Source organism: Paraburkholderia sp. GV068 (genome assembly GCF_003058125.1).
GTDB lineage: Bacteria > Pseudomonadota > Gammaproteobacteria > Burkholderiales > Burkholderiaceae > Paraburkholderia > Paraburkholderia graminis.
In genome coordinates, this window is sequence record NZ_QBUB01000001.1 from 90,643 (window position 1) to 105,455 (window position 14,813).

Below are 14,813 nucleotides of genomic sequence, written 5' to 3' on the forward strand. Positions count from 1 at the left end.
CTCGTTCAGGCCGCAGCTTTCGGTGCATCGGCGCCAGCGCCGGCGAGGCCGAAGTCTTCAGGAAAATGGTCGAGCGCAGACATCACCGGATACGGCGTCATGCCGCCCATCGCGCAAAGCGATCCGGACACCATCGTGTCGCACAGATCGCGCAGCAACTGCACTTGCCGCGTCGACGTATCGCCGTTCCGCATGCGCGCGATCACCTCGACGCCGCGTGTCGAACCGATGCGGCACGGCGTGCACTTGCCGCACGATTCGATCGCGCAGAAGTGCATCGCGTATTGCGCGAGTTCGGCGAGATTCGACGTGTCGTCATGCACGACAAGGCCGCCGTGACCGACCACGGCGCCGACCGCCGCATACGCTTCGTAATCCATCGGAATGTCCCACTGGCTTTCCGGCAGATAGGTGCCGAGCGGGCCGCCCACTTGAACGGCGCGCGCCGGCCGGCCGCTTGCCGTGCCGCCGCCATAGTCGTAAATCAGTTCGCGCAGCGTCACGCCGAATGCAAGCTCCACGAGCCCGCCTTGCTTGACGTTGCCCGCGAGCTGAAACGGCAGAGTGCCGCGCGAGCGACCCATGCCGAAGTCTTTGTAGAACGCCGCGCCGCGCGCGAAGATGATCGGCACCGTTGCCAGCGTGATGACGTTGTTGATCACCGTCGGCTGACCGTAGAGGCCGACGAGCGCGGGCACCGGCGGCTTCGCGCGAACAATGCCGCGCTTGCCTTCGAGCGATTCGAGCAGCGCCGTTTCCTCGCCGCACACATACGAGCCCGCGCCTTTTGCGACGAACAGTTCGAAGCGATGCGCGGAGCCGAGCACGCTGTCGCCGAGCCAGCCGGCGGCGCGCGCCTTCACGATTGCCGCTTCGAGCGTGGCGATCGAATGCGGATATTCGCTGCGCACGTAGATGTAGCCCGCCGTCGCGCCGGTCACGACGCCCGCGATGATCATGCCTTCGATCAGCACATACGGATCGCTTTCCATCACGAGGCGGTCGGAGAAGGTGCCGGAGTCGCCTTCGTCGGCATTGCAGACGATGTACTTCTGCGCGGCCTTCGCGGCGCGCACGGTGCGCCACTTGATGCCGGCCGGGAACGCGGCGCCGCCGCGTCCGCGCAGGCCCGATTCGATCAGCGCTTCGCAGGCGGCGTCGCCGTCGGTCTGCAGCGCGTTGCGCAGACCTTCGAGGCCGCCGTGCGCGACGTAGTCGTCGGTTGAAAGCGGGTCGGTGATGCCGATGCGCGCGAACGTCAGGCGCTGCTGCTTCTTCAGATACGGAATCTCGTCGACCACGCCGACGCGGCGCGCATGCTCGCCACCGTCGATAAAGCCCGCGTCGAACAGCGCGGCCACGTCGCTTTCGTCGACGTTCGCGTAACCGATGCGTCCTGCGGCGGTTTGCACTTCGACGAGCGGTTCGAGCCACAACAAGCCGCGCGAGCCGTTGCGAACGAGTTCGATCGTGATGCCGCGGCGTGCCGCCTCGGCTTTGATCGCGTCGGCGAGCGCGTCCGCGCCCAGTGCGAGTGCCGACGAATCGCGGGGAACATAGATACGCGTCATGCCGTCACCTCCACGCATTTGCTGGCAGCCGCGAAAATCGCGTCGAATTTTTGCGGCGTGATTTTCGCGTGCAGCGTGCCGTTCACCATCATCGCGGGCGAAAGCGCGCATTGGCCGAGGCAGTACACCGACTCCAGTTCCACCGCGGCGCCGGCTTTGTGTTCGGCGTCGAAGCGGCAGCCCGTATGCGACTCGATGTGCTGCGCGAGCGCCTCGGTGCCCATGCTGCGGCAGGCTTCCGCGCGGCACAGTTGCACCGTGACGGGCGCGGCCGGCTGCGTGCGGAAATGGTGGTAGTACGTGATGACGCCGTGCACTTCCGCGCGCGACAGGTTCATCGTGCGTGCGAGAGGTAGAACGGCGGCGGGCGGCACGTAGCCGAGTTCGTCCTGAATCGCGTGCAGCACGGCCAGCAGCGACCTGCCAGGTTGTGCGTGGCGCGCTACGAGCTCTTCCGGCGCGATGGCGATGAGATCGTCCAAGTGGGGGCTCCTCCAAAGTCATATATGCACTTGTTATTCATAATGCGTGCACTTATGCTTCGTCTATTCGATATGGGATAGCCGAACGATAGGCGGGCGAAACGGCCGATGCAATAGGAAATACCTGCACATATATGATCAGAATCGAGTGCCACGCTCAACTAGTATTGAAGGGCCCGGATGGCCGGGAGGCAAGCCTGTCGGACGTCGTGCCGCTGCTCGCTCTCGTGGACGAATCCGGCAGCATCGCGCAGGCGGCGACGCTTAAGGGTTTGTCCTACCGTCATGCGTGGGGTTTGTTGCGCGCAATCGAGGAGCGTCTGGGCGGTCCGCTGATCGCGAAGGAGCGCGGCCGCGGCTCCGTGCTGTCCGAACTCGGTCAAGCCGTGCTGCGCGCGCAGCGTCTGTGCGGCGAACGGCTCGACGGCAACATGCAGGCGCTCGCGAGCGAAGTGGCGAGCGATCTGAACCGCTGGCTCGCGCCGCCCGTCGATCACGTGCGCATTCATGCGTCGCATGGTTACGCGGTGGCCGCGCTCGTCACCGCCTTGGTCGCGCAGGAGCTTCCGGTCGACATCAAGTACCGCGATGGCGCAGACGCCGTGAGCGCGCTCGCGCGCGGCGAGTGCGAGCTGGCCGGTTTCCACTTGCCGCTAGGCGAGTTTCGCGCGGCATGTGCGGACACGTACCGGCGCTGGCTCGATCCACAGCGTCATGTGCTCGTGCATCTGACGCGGCGCAAGCAGGGGCTCTTTCTCGGCAAGGGCAATCCGAAACGGATTCTTGGCCTCTCAGACCTGTCTCGCGACGACATTCGCTTCGTCAATCGGCAGCATGGTTCCGGCACGCGCATGCTGCTCGATCTGGCGCTGCGCAAGTTGGGCATCGACCCGGATGGCGTGAACGGCTATGCGTCGGCGGAACTCACGCATTCGGCGATCGCGGCGTTCGTCGCGAGCGGCATGGCGGACGTGGGTTTCGGCGTGGAACCTGCCGCGCATCATTTCGGACTCGACTTCATTCCCGCTGTCGACGAAGACTATTATTTCGCGTGTGACCGCGCTCGGCTCGAGCGCGCGCCGCTGTCGGCGGTCATCGAACTGCTGCGAAGCAGCGCGTTTCATGCGAGCGTCGATCGGCTGCAAGGCTACGACCCGCGTGACTGCGGCAAGCTCGTGGATCTCGAGGCGGGATTGAGCGGGGCGGGCGCGTAAGCGGTGGTAAACAACCCGCCGCGCATCTCACGTGCTCGCCGCTGCGGATGGCTTTCGTTTGCGATACTCTCTAAGCTTCCGTTTTTGCCAACCCCGCGCGTCGCCGCGCTTCGAATCGATATGAAAGTTCTTCTACATGCATGTGCCGCGGCCGCGTCGGCCGGCTTGCTGCTCGCGACCGCGTCGGTCGCTGTCGCGCAGAACTCGCCGGGCGTGCCGGGCGGCATTCTGCAGGAGCAGTTCCGGCTTGCCGAACATCCGCAAATGCCGTTCGCCGCGTCGGCGCCGTCGGACAAGTATCAGTCCGGCAAGAAATCGGCGATGCGCAAGCGCGGCGACCTGGGCGATCCGAACGGCTGCAATCTGCAATGTCCGAAGGAATAGCAGGCTTAGCGGCCTGCTCGAAGTGCACGAATCTCGATGACGACGCCGGCAATTTGCCGGCGTTTTTTTATGGGCTCGCGGGTGTCGACGGTCAGGGCTTCGCGGTGTGCCACACGTCCTTGAACCCGTCTCCCTTGGTGTCGCCCGCCTGCTTGTCGGCCGCGTAGCGATAGAGCGGATGACCTTTGTATGCCCATTGCTGCTTGCCGTCCGCGGACGGGATCAGCGTCCAGTCTCCCGACGGCTTGTCCGACGGACTCGCCACCGCGGCCGGCCAATAGCTCGTGCAGCCGCCGGTGCACGCGCTCACGCCGGGCGTGGTGTCCTTGTCGAACGTATAGAGCGTCATGCCGTCGGCGCTGACGAAGCGGCCGTCGACCACTTTCGGAGGCTCGGCGAAAGCGCTCTGTTGCAAGGCGAGCAGGGCGAGGCAGAAGAGGGTCTTGCGCATGATGTCGGCTCCTGTTTGTTGTGTGGATTCGCGCGACGCGGCGTGCGTCGGCGCGTGAGTATTAACGGATGGGGAGGTGGGTTTATTCCGTGGGTGTTTGGTGGGTGTTTCGCGCGCGCGCGGTGCTGGCCTGAAGGGCAGTTCTGGGCAGCGGGAGGCGGTTGGAGCAGGCAGCGGGCGGTGGGAGGCGCGGCTTATCCGCCGATGCATCGGCGATGCAAAACAAAAAACCCCGAAAGGCTCACGCCGTCGGGGTTCTAGTTTAAGCGGTGCGCAAAGCACTGCACTTTGCTGCAAGGTGTGTGGTGGAGGCGGCGGGAATCGAACCCGCGTCCAGAAGCACTCTACGACCAGTTCTACATGTTTAGTTCTGTCTTTTGATTTAACCGTAGTGACGCGGACGAACACGCTGCACTACGGCGATTCACTAGGTTTTCGACCCGGACGTCGTGACTCCGTCAAGGCTTAACTGACGTATATGACCTCTGTCGGTATTGCTACCGGTCTTGCGACACTAGCCCGTCAGTGAACTAGGCAGAGGACGGCGGCCCTTAGGCTGCCAGTGCGAACGTATCGTCGTTTGCAGTTACGTTTTTCCCATTGATTAACGAGGTGACGGGTCCTCGACATGCCCTAGCCGCTTCGCAACCCCTGTCGAAACCAGGTCGCCCCCGCGGTTCGTTGCTCGGAACGTTGAGCCAAAGTAGATTTTACAATAATTTGACGGCCGTGTCTCGGCTTGCTTTCGACACGTTTCTGGGACGTTTCCGTGCCGTTCGAGCCGCGCGTAACGGCCACCCGCGCCGCACATCGATTGGGTTGTTAGCCGATATCGCGCAACAGCCGCTGCAACTCGGCTGGCGACTGCACAACGTGCTGCGCATGCCATTGCGTGGGCGGGATGTCGTCGCCGCAATAGCCGTATGCCGCGGCCACGGTCTTCATGCCGGCGGCAAAGCCCGCCTGCACGTCGCGCAAGTCGTCGCCGACGTAGACGATGCGCTCCGGCGCAATGTCGAGCGCCCTTGCCGCGTACAGCAGCGGCGCGGGGTGGGGCTTCGAGTGAGGCGTCGTGTCGCCGCTCACCACGCAGCCTGCGCGCTCCTCCAGACCGAGTTGTGCGACCAGCGGTTCCGTCAGCCGCGCGACCTTGTTCGTGACGATGCCCCAGCGCACGCCGCGCGCGTCGAGTTCGTCGAGCAATTCGGGAATGCCGGGAAACAGCGTGGTCTCGATGCAGAGGTCGGCTTCGTAGTTGGCGAGAAACTCCTCGCGCATCGACGCAAACTCGTGGTCGTCCGGCCCAATGCCGAACCCGCCGCAGATCAGCCCGCGCGCGCCGGCCGACGCCAGCGGACGCAGCTTTTCGAGCGGCACCATTTCCAGTCCGCGATCGTGACGCATCTTGTTGACGGCGGCGGCCAGGTCGGGCGCCGTGTCGGCCAGCGTGCCATCGAGGTCGAACAGCACGGCTTGGCAAAGACCGAGCGAATCTTCGTTGTCTTCGCGCTGGGGCAGGGGCGTGGGATCGCTCATTGATTTTCTTGTCGGCAGTGGGGGATCACGCGTCGCGGCGGCAGGCGAGCATGTAGTTCACGCTCGTGTCGGCGGACAGTGCGAAGTGCTTGCTGAGCGGGTGGTACACGATACCCTTGATGTCCGCCGTACGCAGCCCCGCCGCGCGCACGAAACCGGCGAGCTCCGACGGGCGGATGAACCGCGCGTAGTCGTGCGTGCCCTTGGGCAGCATCCGCGCAATGTATTCGGCGCCGATCACGGCGAACAGGTACGACTTCACATTGCGATTGAGCGTGGAGAAGAACACCCAGCCGCCCGGTTTGACGAGCGTCTTGCACGCTTCGACGATCGCCGACGGCTGCGGTACGTGCTCGAGCATTTCCATGCAGGTGACGACGTCGTAGGTGCCCGGCTCGCGGGCGGCCAACGCTTCGGCCGCGATTTCCTCGTAACTTACGGTTACACCACTTTCAAGGCTGTGAAGATCCGCGACACCGAGTGCCTCGCTCGACAGGTCAATGCCTTTGACGTGCGCGCCGAGGCCTGCCATGGATTCCGACAGGATGCCCCCGCCGCAGCCGATGTCCAGCACGTGCTTGCCGGCCAGATGCGCGTGGGCGTCGATCCAGTTCAGACGGACGGGGTTGAGTTCGTGCAACGGTTTGAATTCGGCGTTCGGGTCCCACCAACGATGTGCGAGGTCGCTGAATTTCTTCAGTTCGTGGGGATCGGCGTTGGTCATGGCAAAGCTGCCTCGATGAGAGCGGTGAGCGGGCGCTCGAGGATAAACCCGGAGTATATAGGCGACGGACCGGAGCGGCAAAATGCGGCCGGCAATAAAAAAGCCCCGCCGAAGCGGGGCTTTTGGTACTGCGTGTTTTGCAGCTTACTGCTTCGAAGTACCGACAACTTCGACTTCCACGCGACGATCCGGTGCGAGGCAGGCGATCAGTTGCTTGCGGTTCTTCTGGTTGCAGCCGGTCGTGACCGGGTTGCGCTTGCCCTTGCCTTCCGTGTAGATACGGTTGGATTCGATGCCCTTGCTGACCAGGTACGCCTTCACAGCTTGAGCGCGACGCAGCGACAGACGGTCGTTGTACTTGTCCGAACCGATGCGGTCCGTGTAACCCGTTGCCACGACGACTTCGAGGTTCAGGCCTTGAATCTTCGATGCCAGATCGTCCAGCTTTTCCTTGCCAGCCGGCTTCAGGACAGCCTTGTCGAAGTCGAACAGTGCGTCAGCTTGATAGGTGATCTTCTGGCTGGTGATGGCCGGTGCCGGTGCGACCGGAGCCGGCGGCGTCGGAGCCTGGGCAACCAGTGCGCCGTCGCACTTTGCGTTAGCCGTTGCCGGCGTCCAGAATGCATCGCGCCAGCAAAGCTCGTTCGTGCCGTTCATCCACACGTATTCGCCAGTACCATTCACCCAGTTGTCATTGGTAGCTTGTCGCGACGCCGGCACCGACTGTGCCATGGCGGATGCAGCCATAACCGCGGTAGCTGCAATGAACGCGAGCTTTGAAAGTTTATTCATATTTCTCCTCTCGAAATTGAGATTACCGCAGGTTTACTGCGAGCCTGTTGACGAAGACAAGTCATACATTGCTCGAAGTATAACATTGGTGCGGAACAAAAAACGTTGTGTGTAGACTTCGAGCAGCGTCTGACTCTTTGTGCGTTGGCATTTTGCCATATCGTTCCCTTCCGACGATAAAAAAATCCGCCCCCGATCAAATCGCCTTCCAATTGTGGTGCATGCGCAACAGAAGCAATCGCCCGCAGCGTCCCGCCAGTCATGGCTCGGCGGCGAATTGCCCCACGCATGAATCGAGCCTGATCCGCCCAAAAGAAGTGCCGCGCGGAACTTTTTCGGGACGGCTTGCTAATAGGTATACGTCGGGTGACGTGACGTGGTCGGGCGCGGATTCCCGGCATGTTAGAATCGCGTGATGCATTGCGCCTGCAATGCTTACGCGAGGGCGCCGGATTCTCGCCGCCTTCGCACGTAAAAGATACGGATAATGGATCAATTCGCCAAAGAGACTCTGCCAATCTCCCTCGAGGAGGAAATGCGCCGTTCGTATCTCGATTACGCGATGAGCGTGATCGTAGGGCGTGCGCTTCCCGATGTTCGCGATGGCCTGAAGCCGGTGCACCGGCGCGTGCTGTACGCGATGCACGAACTGAACAACGACTGGAACCGCGCGTACAAGAAGTCGGCGCGTATTGTCGGTGACGTCATCGGTAAGTACCACCCGCACGGCGACACGGCTGTTTACGACACCATCGTCCGCATGGCGCAGGACTTTTCGCTGCGCTACATGCTGGTGGACGGCCAGGGCAACTTCGGTTCCGTCGACGGCGACAACGCCGCGGCCATGCGTTACACCGAAATCCGCATGGCGAAGATCGGCCACGAGCTGCTCGCCGACATCGACAAGGAAACGGTCGACTTCACGCCGAACTACGACGGCAGCGAAAACGAGCCGGCCATTCTGCCGGCGCGCATTCCCAATCTGCTGATCAACGGTTCGTCCGGCATCGCGGTCGGCATGGCGACGAATATTCCGCCGCACAACCTCAATGAGGTTGTCGACGCGTGCCAGCACCTGCTCAAGAATCCCGAAGCCACGATCGACGAGTTGATCGAGATCGTTCCGGCGCCCGACTTCCCGACCGCCGGCATCATCTACGGCGTGGCGGGCGTGCGCGACGGCTATCGCACCGGCCGCGGCCGCGTGGTGATGCGCGCGCTCACGCACTTCGAGGAAATCGATCGCGGCCAGCGCATGGCGATCATCGTCGACGAATTGCCGTATCAGGTGAACAAGCGCTCGCTGCTCGAGCGTATCGCCGAACTGGTCAACGAGAAGAAGCTCGAAGGCATTTCCGACATCCGCGACGAGTCCGACAAGAGCGGCATGCGCGTCGTGATCGAGCTGAAGCGCGGCGAAGTGCCGGAAGTGGTGCTCAACAATCTGTACAAGGCGACCCAGCTCCAGGACACCTTCGGCATGAACATGGTCGCGCTGGTCGACGGCCAGCCGAAGCTGCTGAACCTGAAGGAGATGTTGTCGTGCTTCCTGTCGCATCGCCGGGAAGTGCTGACGCGGCGCACGGTATACGAACTGCGCAAGGCGCGTGAACGCGGCCATGTGCTCGAAGGTCTGGCCGTTGCGCTCGCCAATATCGACGAGTTCATCGCGATTATCAAAGCCGCGCCGACTCCGCCCATCGCCAAGCAGGAATTGATGGCGCGTCCGTGGGATTCGTCGCTGGTTCGTGAGATGTTGTCGCGCGCGGAGCAGGAAAACGCGTCGGCGGGTGGCCGCGAAGCCTATCGCCCTGACGGATTGAATCCGTCTTTCGGTATGCAGGCCGACGGCCTTTACCGTTTGTCCGACACCCAGGCTCAGGAAATTCTGCAGATGCGTCTGCAACGCCTGACGGGTCTCGAGCAGGACAAGATCATTGGCGAGTACCGCGACGTGATGGCGCAGATCGCCGACCTGCTGGACATTCTGGCTCGCCCGGAACGCATTACGGCGATCATCGTCGACGAACTGACGTCGATCAAGTCGGAATTCGGCGACGCCCGTCGCTCGAAGATCGAACTGAACGCCACCGAGCTGAACACCGAAGACCTGATCACGCCGCAAGAGATGGTCGTGACCATGTCGCACGCCGGCTACGTGAAATCGCAGCCGTTGTCGGAATATCGCGCGCAGAAGCGCGGCGGTCGCGGCAAACAGGCGACTTCCATGAAGGAAGACGACTGGATCGACACGCTCTTCATCGCGAACACGCACGATCACATCCTGTGCTTCTCGAACCGCGGCCGCGTGTACTGGGTCAAGGTCTACGAAGTGCCGCAGGGCTCGCGCAATTCTCGCGGCCGCCCGATCGTCAACATGTTCCCGCTGCAAGACGGCGAGAAGATCAATGTTGTGCTGCCGGTTAAGGAATTTTCCGCAGACAAGTTCGTCTTTATGGCGACCGCGTTAGGAACAGTAAAGAAGACGCCGCTGGAAGCCTTCAGCCGTCCGTTGCGCAAGGGTATTATTGCGGTCGGTCTGGATGACGGCGACTACCTGATCGGCGCCGCCATCACAGACGGTCAGCACGACGTGATGCTGTTCTCGGATTCGGGCAAGGCGGTTCGCTTCGACGAAAACGACGTGCGGCCGATGGGCCGCGAGGCGCGCGGCGTGCGCGGCATGCAACTCGACGAAGGCCAGAACGTGATTGCGTTGCTGGTGGCGGGCGACGAGCAGCAGTCGGTGCTCACCGCAACGGAAAACGGTTTCGGCAAGCGCACGCCGATCACCGAGTACACCCGTCACGGCCGCGGCACGAAGGGCATGATCGCAATTCAGACGTCCGAGCGTAACGGCAAGGTCGTCGCGGCCACGCTGGTCGACCAGGAAGCGCAGATCATGCTGATCACGACCACGGGCGTTCTGATCCGTACGCGCGTGTCGGAAATTCGAGAAATGGGCCGTGCAACTCAAGGTGTTACACTCATCAGCCTTGACGAAGGCACCAAGCTTTCAGGTCTGCAACAGGTTGCCGAGGCGGAAGCGGAAGGCGATGTCGAAGGTGACGCCGAAGGTCCTGCTGAAGGTGGTAACGGCGGGGAAGACGGCGGCGCGGCTTGATCCCACTTGGATCCGCTGACCGTGCTTTCGCTTCACGCCCGGTGACTGATTGAAAGCTCCGCAGGACATATAGCGTGTCGGGCCGACACGCTTCTTGCGCGGCTGGCAGTTCAAGTTAATTTCTATTAGGGAGTAATGATGCAAAAACGATTCAAACAACTGATGTTGCTGGCTGCCCTCGTGCCGACCTTTGCCATGGCTCAAGCACTCCAGAGCCCGGGTTCGTCGGCTCCGGCTGCTGCTGCAGCACCGGTTGATCCGGCCAAGCAGGCTGCCATCAAGGACCTGCTGGACGCAATCGACGCGCAAAAGCTCGTCGGCGCAATTGGCAACAGCGCGCAAATGCAGGCAAAGCAGCTGGTTCCGGCAATCCTGTCGGACGCGCTGAGCGAAAACAAGACGCTGACGGACAAGCAGAAGCAGGCTTCCGTCCCGACTCTGCAAAAGAATGCAGTGCCGAAGCTGGTTGACGGCGCGGGCCAGGTGTTCGCGACGGACAGCTTCCGCCAGGACGCAATGCAAGCCCAGTACGACGCGTACGCGAAGTACTACAGCACGTCGGAAATCAAGGATCTGACTTCGTTCTACAAGAGCCCGACCGGCCGCAAGTTCATCCAGGTTCAAGACCAGGTTGGCCGCGACGTCGTCAATGGCTTGATGCAGAAGTACATGCCGCAATCGATCAAGGCAACGCGCGACCAGGCTGACAAGGAAGTCGCTTCGGTCAAGCCGGCTAAGTAAGCCCGACGCGAAAGCTGCACTGATACTGCGCTAGCGCGTCGCCCGGCGGTCTGATTCCAGGCCGCCGCGTTTGGCGGGTTAGCGGGGACAATGCGATAATGGCCGTTTGCGCGAGTGCGCAAACGGCCATTACTTTTTTCGGCGGGAAATGTCCGCGCTGCAGCGGTCTGCCAGGCTGCAGCGGTCCAGTACCGCGATTCCCGCCGGCCAATAGATGTAGTCACTTTCCGGTAGTTTGTTTTCGCGGCGACCGACTCGCCGGCTCGCCGACCAGCGCCCCGGCTTTTCGTGTTCGCACCGCTTTCAGGATCTCACGATGCGCGTCTTTAATTTCTCCGCCGGCCCTGCGGCCATGCCCGAAGAAGTGCTGCGTCAGGCAGCCGACGAGATGCTCGACTGGCAAGGCAGCGGCATGAGCGTGATGGAAATGAGCCATCGCGGGAAAGAGTTCATGTCGATCCACGAGGAAGCGCTCGTCGATCTGCGCGAATTGCTGGCCGTGCCGGCGAGCCATCGGATTCTGTTCCTGCAAGGCGGCGGTCTCGGCGAAAACGCGATCGTGCCGATGAACCTGCTGGGCTCCAAGCCCCGCGCCGATTTCATCGTCACCGGGTCGTGGTCGCAAAAGTCCTTCAAGGAAGCGCAGAAATACGGCACCGTGCACGTCGCCGCGAGCGGCCAGACGGCGGACGGCTTCACGCGCGCGCCGGCATTTGCCGAGTGGCAATTGTCGGACGACCCGGCTTATGTGCATCTGTGCACGAACGAGACGATCCACGGCGTCGAGACATTCGAGATTCCCGACCTCGGCAACATCCCGCTAGTGGCGGACGCGTCGTCGCACATCCTGTCGCGTCCCATGGACATCGCCAAATACGGTGTGCTGTTCGGCGGCGCGCAAAAGAACATCGGCATGGCCGGCGTGACGGTGGTGATCGTGCGCGAGGACATGCTGGAGCGCGCCATGCCCATTTGCCCGTCGGCGTTCGAATGGAAGACGGTCGCGGAAAACAATTCGATGTACAACACGCCGCCCACCTACGCGATCTACATCGCGGGGCTCGTGTTCAAATGGTTGAAAAAGCAGGGCGGCCTCGCTGCGATGGAAGCGCGCAATGTCGAAAAGTCGAAGCTGTTGTACGACGCAATCGACTCGAGCAGCTTCTATCTGAACAAGGTCGAGCGTGGCTCGCGCTCGCGGATGAACGTACCGTTTTTCCTCGCCGACGAGTCGCGCAACGAAGATTTCCTTGCCGGCGCGAAAGCGCGGGGCATGGTGCAGCTCAAGGGCCACAAGTCCGTCGGCGGCATGCGGGCGTCGATTTATAACGCGGTCCCGCTCGAAGGCGTCAAAGCGCTTGTCGAATACATGAAGGAATTCGAACGCCACAGCGCCTGAGTGCTTCGGCATTCGGCGCGCGTATCCTTTCAGCATGCATTTTTGCAGCAGCTACCGGCAGGACCGTTTTCACGCATGGACGACGAACTCAATAATCGACTCAAGCCGCTTCGCGAACGCATCGACGCGCTCGACGCGCAGTTAATCGCGCTTCTCAATCAGCGCGCCGCGGTGGCGCTGGAAGTGGGCGAGGTCAAGAAGCATTTCAACGCGCCGGTGTTTCGGCCCGAGCGCGAACAGCAGGTGATCGCGCGTCTGCAGGACATGAGCGAAGGGCCGCTCGCGAGCGAGCACATCAGCGCAATCTGGCGCGAGATCATGGCCGCCAGCCGCGCGCTCGAAAAGACCATCAAGGCCGCGTATCTCGGGCCGGTCGGCACGTACAGCGAGCAGGCCATGCACGAGTACTTCGGCCAGTCGATCGAGGGTCTGCCGTGCCCGTCGATCGACGAAGTATTCCGCTCCGTCGAGGCGGGCGCTGCCGAATTCGGCGTCGTGCCCGTCGAGAATTCGACCGAAGGCGCGGTGTCGCGCACGCTCGATCTGCTGTTGCAAACGCAACTGACCATCGGCGGCGAACTTGCGTTGCCGATTCATCACAATCTGCTGACGCTGAACGGCGGCCTGACCGGCGTCACGCGCGTTTGCGCGCACGCGCAGGCGCTCGCCCAATGTCAGCGCTGGCTCGCGACGAATGCGCCGCATCTCGAACGCCAGGCGGTATCGAGCAACGCGGAAGCGGCGCGCATGGCGGCGGAAGATCCGAGCGTCGCGGCCATCGCCGGCGATCGCGCGGCGACTCACTACGGTTTGCAGGTCGCCTACGCGCTGATTCAGGACGATCCGCACAACCGCACGCGCTTCGTCATGATCGGCAAGGAGCGCACCGGCGCGAGCGGCAATGACCAGACGTCGCTGATCGTGTCGGTGCCGAACGAGCCGGGCGCGGTATTCAAGCTGCTGGAGCCGCTCGCGCGCCATAGCGTGTCGATGACGCGCTTCGAATCGCGGCCCGCGCGCGTGGGCACGTGGGAGTACTACTTCTACATCGACGTCGAAGGCCATCGCGACGATCCCGCAGTGGCCGCCGCGCTGACCGAGCTCGGTGAGAAGGCAGCATTCCTGAAGATTCTGGGCTCGTATCCGCGCGCCCGCTAACAACACTGCCACGCGGCGGGCAAGCGCGAGTCAGGCAGTATGCCGACGCGCTCGCCGCGACTTTTCCAATAATCGTTCGGAGATTTCATGACAACGTCCTTCGGTCCTTCTTACGTGCGCGCCATAGCGCCTTACATCGCCGGCAAGCCGATTTCGGAAGTCGCGCGCGAGTTCGGGCTGGACGAAGCGAAGATCGTGAAACTGGCGTCGAACGAGAATCCGCTCGGCATGCCCGAGTCGGCTCAACGCGCGATGGCGCAGGCGGCGAGCGAGTTGGGCCGCTATCCCGATGCGAACGCGTTCGAACTGAAGACCGCGTTGAGCGAGCGCTACGGCGTGCCGTCGGACTGGATCACGCTCGGCAACGGCAGCAACGACATTCTCGAAATTGCCGCGCACGCGTTCGTCGAAAAAGGCCAGGCGATTATTTACGCGCAGTACTCGTTCGCGGTCTATGCGCTTGCCACGCAGGGTCTTGGCGCGCGCGCGATCGTCGTGCCGGCCGTCAAGTACGGCCACGATCTGGACGCGATGCTCGCCGCGCTCACCGACGACACCCGTTTGATTTTCGTCGCCAATCCGAATAACCCGACCGGCACATTTATCGAAGGTCCGAAGCTCGAAGCGTTTCTCGACAAGGTGCCGCGCCACGTGGCCGTGGTGCTGGACGAGGCGTACACGGAATATCTGCCGGCAGAAAAGCGCTACGACTCGATCGGATGGGTGCGCCGATATCCGAACCTGCTGGTGTCGCGTACGTTCTCGAAGGCGTTCGGCCTTGCCGGCTTGCGCGTTGGCTTCGCGATCGCGCAGCCCGAGTTGACCGATCTGTTGAACCGTCTGCGCCAGCCGTTCAATGTGAACACGCTCGCGCAAGCTGCGGCGATTGCCGCGCTCAACGACCAGGCGTTCCTCGAAAAGACCGCGGCGCTGAACGCGCAGGGCTATCGTCGTCTGACAGAAGCGTTCGAGAAACTCGGCCTCGAATACGTGCCGTCTGACGGCAACTTCGTACTGGTGCGCGTCGGCAATGACGACGCGGCGGGCAATCGCGTGAATCTCGAATTGCTGAAGCAGGGCGTGATCGTGCGCCCGGTCGGCAACTACGGCTTGCCGCAGTGGCTGCGTGTGACCATCGGGCTGCCGCAAGAAAACGAAGCGTTCATCGCCGCGCTCGAAAAAACCCTCGCCACCGTCTAGGCGGCGAACTCTGACCCGCGCGCCCGTCTATATGAGA

The 14,813-nt window shown here is 62.5% G+C and carries 13 protein-coding genes and 1 other RNA gene; 7 read left to right on the top strand and 7 right to left on the bottom strand.

From position 1 onward, the window contains the following. Nucleotides 1-5 precede the first annotated feature (5 nt). Both C8K18_RS00425 and C8K18_RS00430 read right to left on the bottom strand, forming a co-directional pair. On the bottom strand, nucleotides 6-1,571 hold the full coding sequence (locus C8K18_RS00425) for an NADH-quinone oxidoreductase subunit NuoF (protein ID WP_107706403.1): 1,566 nt from the start codon (nucleotides 1,569-1,571) through the stop codon (nucleotides 6-8). Then, a complete protein-coding gene (locus tag C8K18_RS00430) occupies nucleotides 1,568-2,053 on the bottom strand; it encodes an NAD(P)H-dependent oxidoreductase subunit E (RefSeq protein ID WP_107706404.1) in 486 nt (161 codons plus the stop codon). Before C8K18_RS00430 ends, C8K18_RS00425 begins: the two co-directional genes overlap by 4 nt. A gap of 134 nt (nucleotides 2,054-2,187) precedes the next feature. Between C8K18_RS00430 and C8K18_RS00435 the strand changes: the two genes are divergently transcribed. Together C8K18_RS00435 and C8K18_RS00440 are read left to right on the top strand one after the other, a co-directional pair. Next, a complete protein-coding gene (locus tag C8K18_RS00435; protein WP_006050239.1) occupies nucleotides 2,188-3,267 on the top strand; it encodes a substrate-binding domain-containing protein in 1,080 nt (359 codons plus the stop codon). A 120-nt stretch (nucleotides 3,268-3,387) separates the two neighbouring features. Continuing rightward, nucleotides 3,388-3,651 (top strand): hypothetical protein, encoded by a 264-nt coding sequence (locus C8K18_RS00440; RefSeq protein ID WP_029967912.1) that lies wholly within the window; start codon nucleotides 3,388-3,390, stop codon nucleotides 3,649-3,651. Nucleotides 3,652-3,742: 91 nt separating this feature from the next. On the opposite strand, the gene C8K18_RS00445 is transcribed toward C8K18_RS00440, so the two are convergent. The 5 genes from C8K18_RS00445 to ompA all read right to left on the bottom strand — a co-directional run bounded on the left by C8K18_RS00445 (nucleotide 3,743) and on the right by ompA (nucleotide 7,154). Beyond that, nucleotides 3,743-4,102 carry a hypothetical protein gene (locus tag C8K18_RS00445; protein WP_029967911.1) on the bottom strand — a complete coding sequence of 120 codons (360 nt, stop codon included), beginning with the start codon at nucleotides 4,100-4,102 and terminating at the stop codon, nucleotides 3,743-3,745. A 303-nt stretch (nucleotides 4,103-4,405) separates the two neighbouring features. Continuing rightward, nucleotides 4,406-4,775, bottom strand: a transfer-messenger RNA (tmRNA) gene (ssrA, locus tag C8K18_RS00450). Nucleotides 4,776-4,924: 149 nt separating this feature from the next. Continuing rightward, nucleotides 4,925-5,638 carry an HAD family hydrolase gene (locus C8K18_RS00455; protein WP_029967909.1) on the bottom strand — a complete coding sequence of 238 codons (714 nt, stop codon included), beginning with the start codon at nucleotides 5,636-5,638 and terminating at the stop codon, nucleotides 4,925-4,927. Nucleotides 5,639-5,663: 25 nt separating this feature from the next. Further along, a complete protein-coding gene (gene ubiG, locus C8K18_RS00460; RefSeq protein WP_107706405.1) occupies nucleotides 5,664-6,362 on the bottom strand; it encodes a bifunctional 2-polyprenyl-6-hydroxyphenol methylase/3-demethylubiquinol 3-O-methyltransferase UbiG in 699 nt (232 codons plus the stop codon). A gap of 144 nt (nucleotides 6,363-6,506) precedes the next feature. Continuing rightward, nucleotides 6,507-7,154, bottom strand: coding sequence for an outer membrane protein OmpA (ompA, locus tag C8K18_RS00465; RefSeq protein WP_006050245.1), 648 nt, complete (start codon nucleotides 7,152-7,154; stop codon nucleotides 6,507-6,509). A gap of 487 nt (nucleotides 7,155-7,641) precedes the next feature. Here ompA and gyrA point away from each other — a divergent pair, with 487 nt between their 5' ends. The 5 genes from gyrA to hisC all read left to right on the top strand — a co-directional run bounded on the left by gyrA (nucleotide 7,642) and on the right by hisC (nucleotide 14,776). Next, complete coding sequence (gene gyrA, locus C8K18_RS00470) at nucleotides 7,642-10,278, top strand: DNA gyrase subunit A (protein ID WP_029967907.1); 2,637 nt, start codon at nucleotides 7,642-7,644, stop codon at nucleotides 10,276-10,278. Between the two features lie 138 nt (nucleotides 10,279-10,416). Further along, entirely contained in the window at nucleotides 10,417-11,019 is a 603-nt protein-coding gene (locus C8K18_RS00475) for a DUF2059 domain-containing protein (RefSeq protein ID WP_006050247.1), read from the top strand. A 316-nt stretch (nucleotides 11,020-11,335) separates the two neighbouring features. Further along, nucleotides 11,336-12,418 (top strand): 3-phosphoserine/phosphohydroxythreonine transaminase, encoded by a 1,083-nt coding sequence (gene serC, locus C8K18_RS00480; RefSeq protein WP_053858596.1) that lies wholly within the window; start codon nucleotides 11,336-11,338, stop codon nucleotides 12,416-12,418. Nucleotides 12,419-12,493: 75 nt separating this feature from the next. After that, complete coding sequence (gene pheA / locus C8K18_RS00485; RefSeq protein ID WP_006050249.1) at nucleotides 12,494-13,576, top strand: prephenate dehydratase; 1,083 nt, start codon at nucleotides 12,494-12,496, stop codon at nucleotides 13,574-13,576. 87 nt (nucleotides 13,577-13,663) lie between these two features. Beyond that, complete coding sequence (gene hisC, locus C8K18_RS00490) at nucleotides 13,664-14,776, top strand: histidinol-phosphate transaminase (protein WP_107706406.1); 1,113 nt, start codon at nucleotides 13,664-13,666, stop codon at nucleotides 14,774-14,776. Nucleotides 14,777-14,813 lie beyond the last annotated feature (37 nt).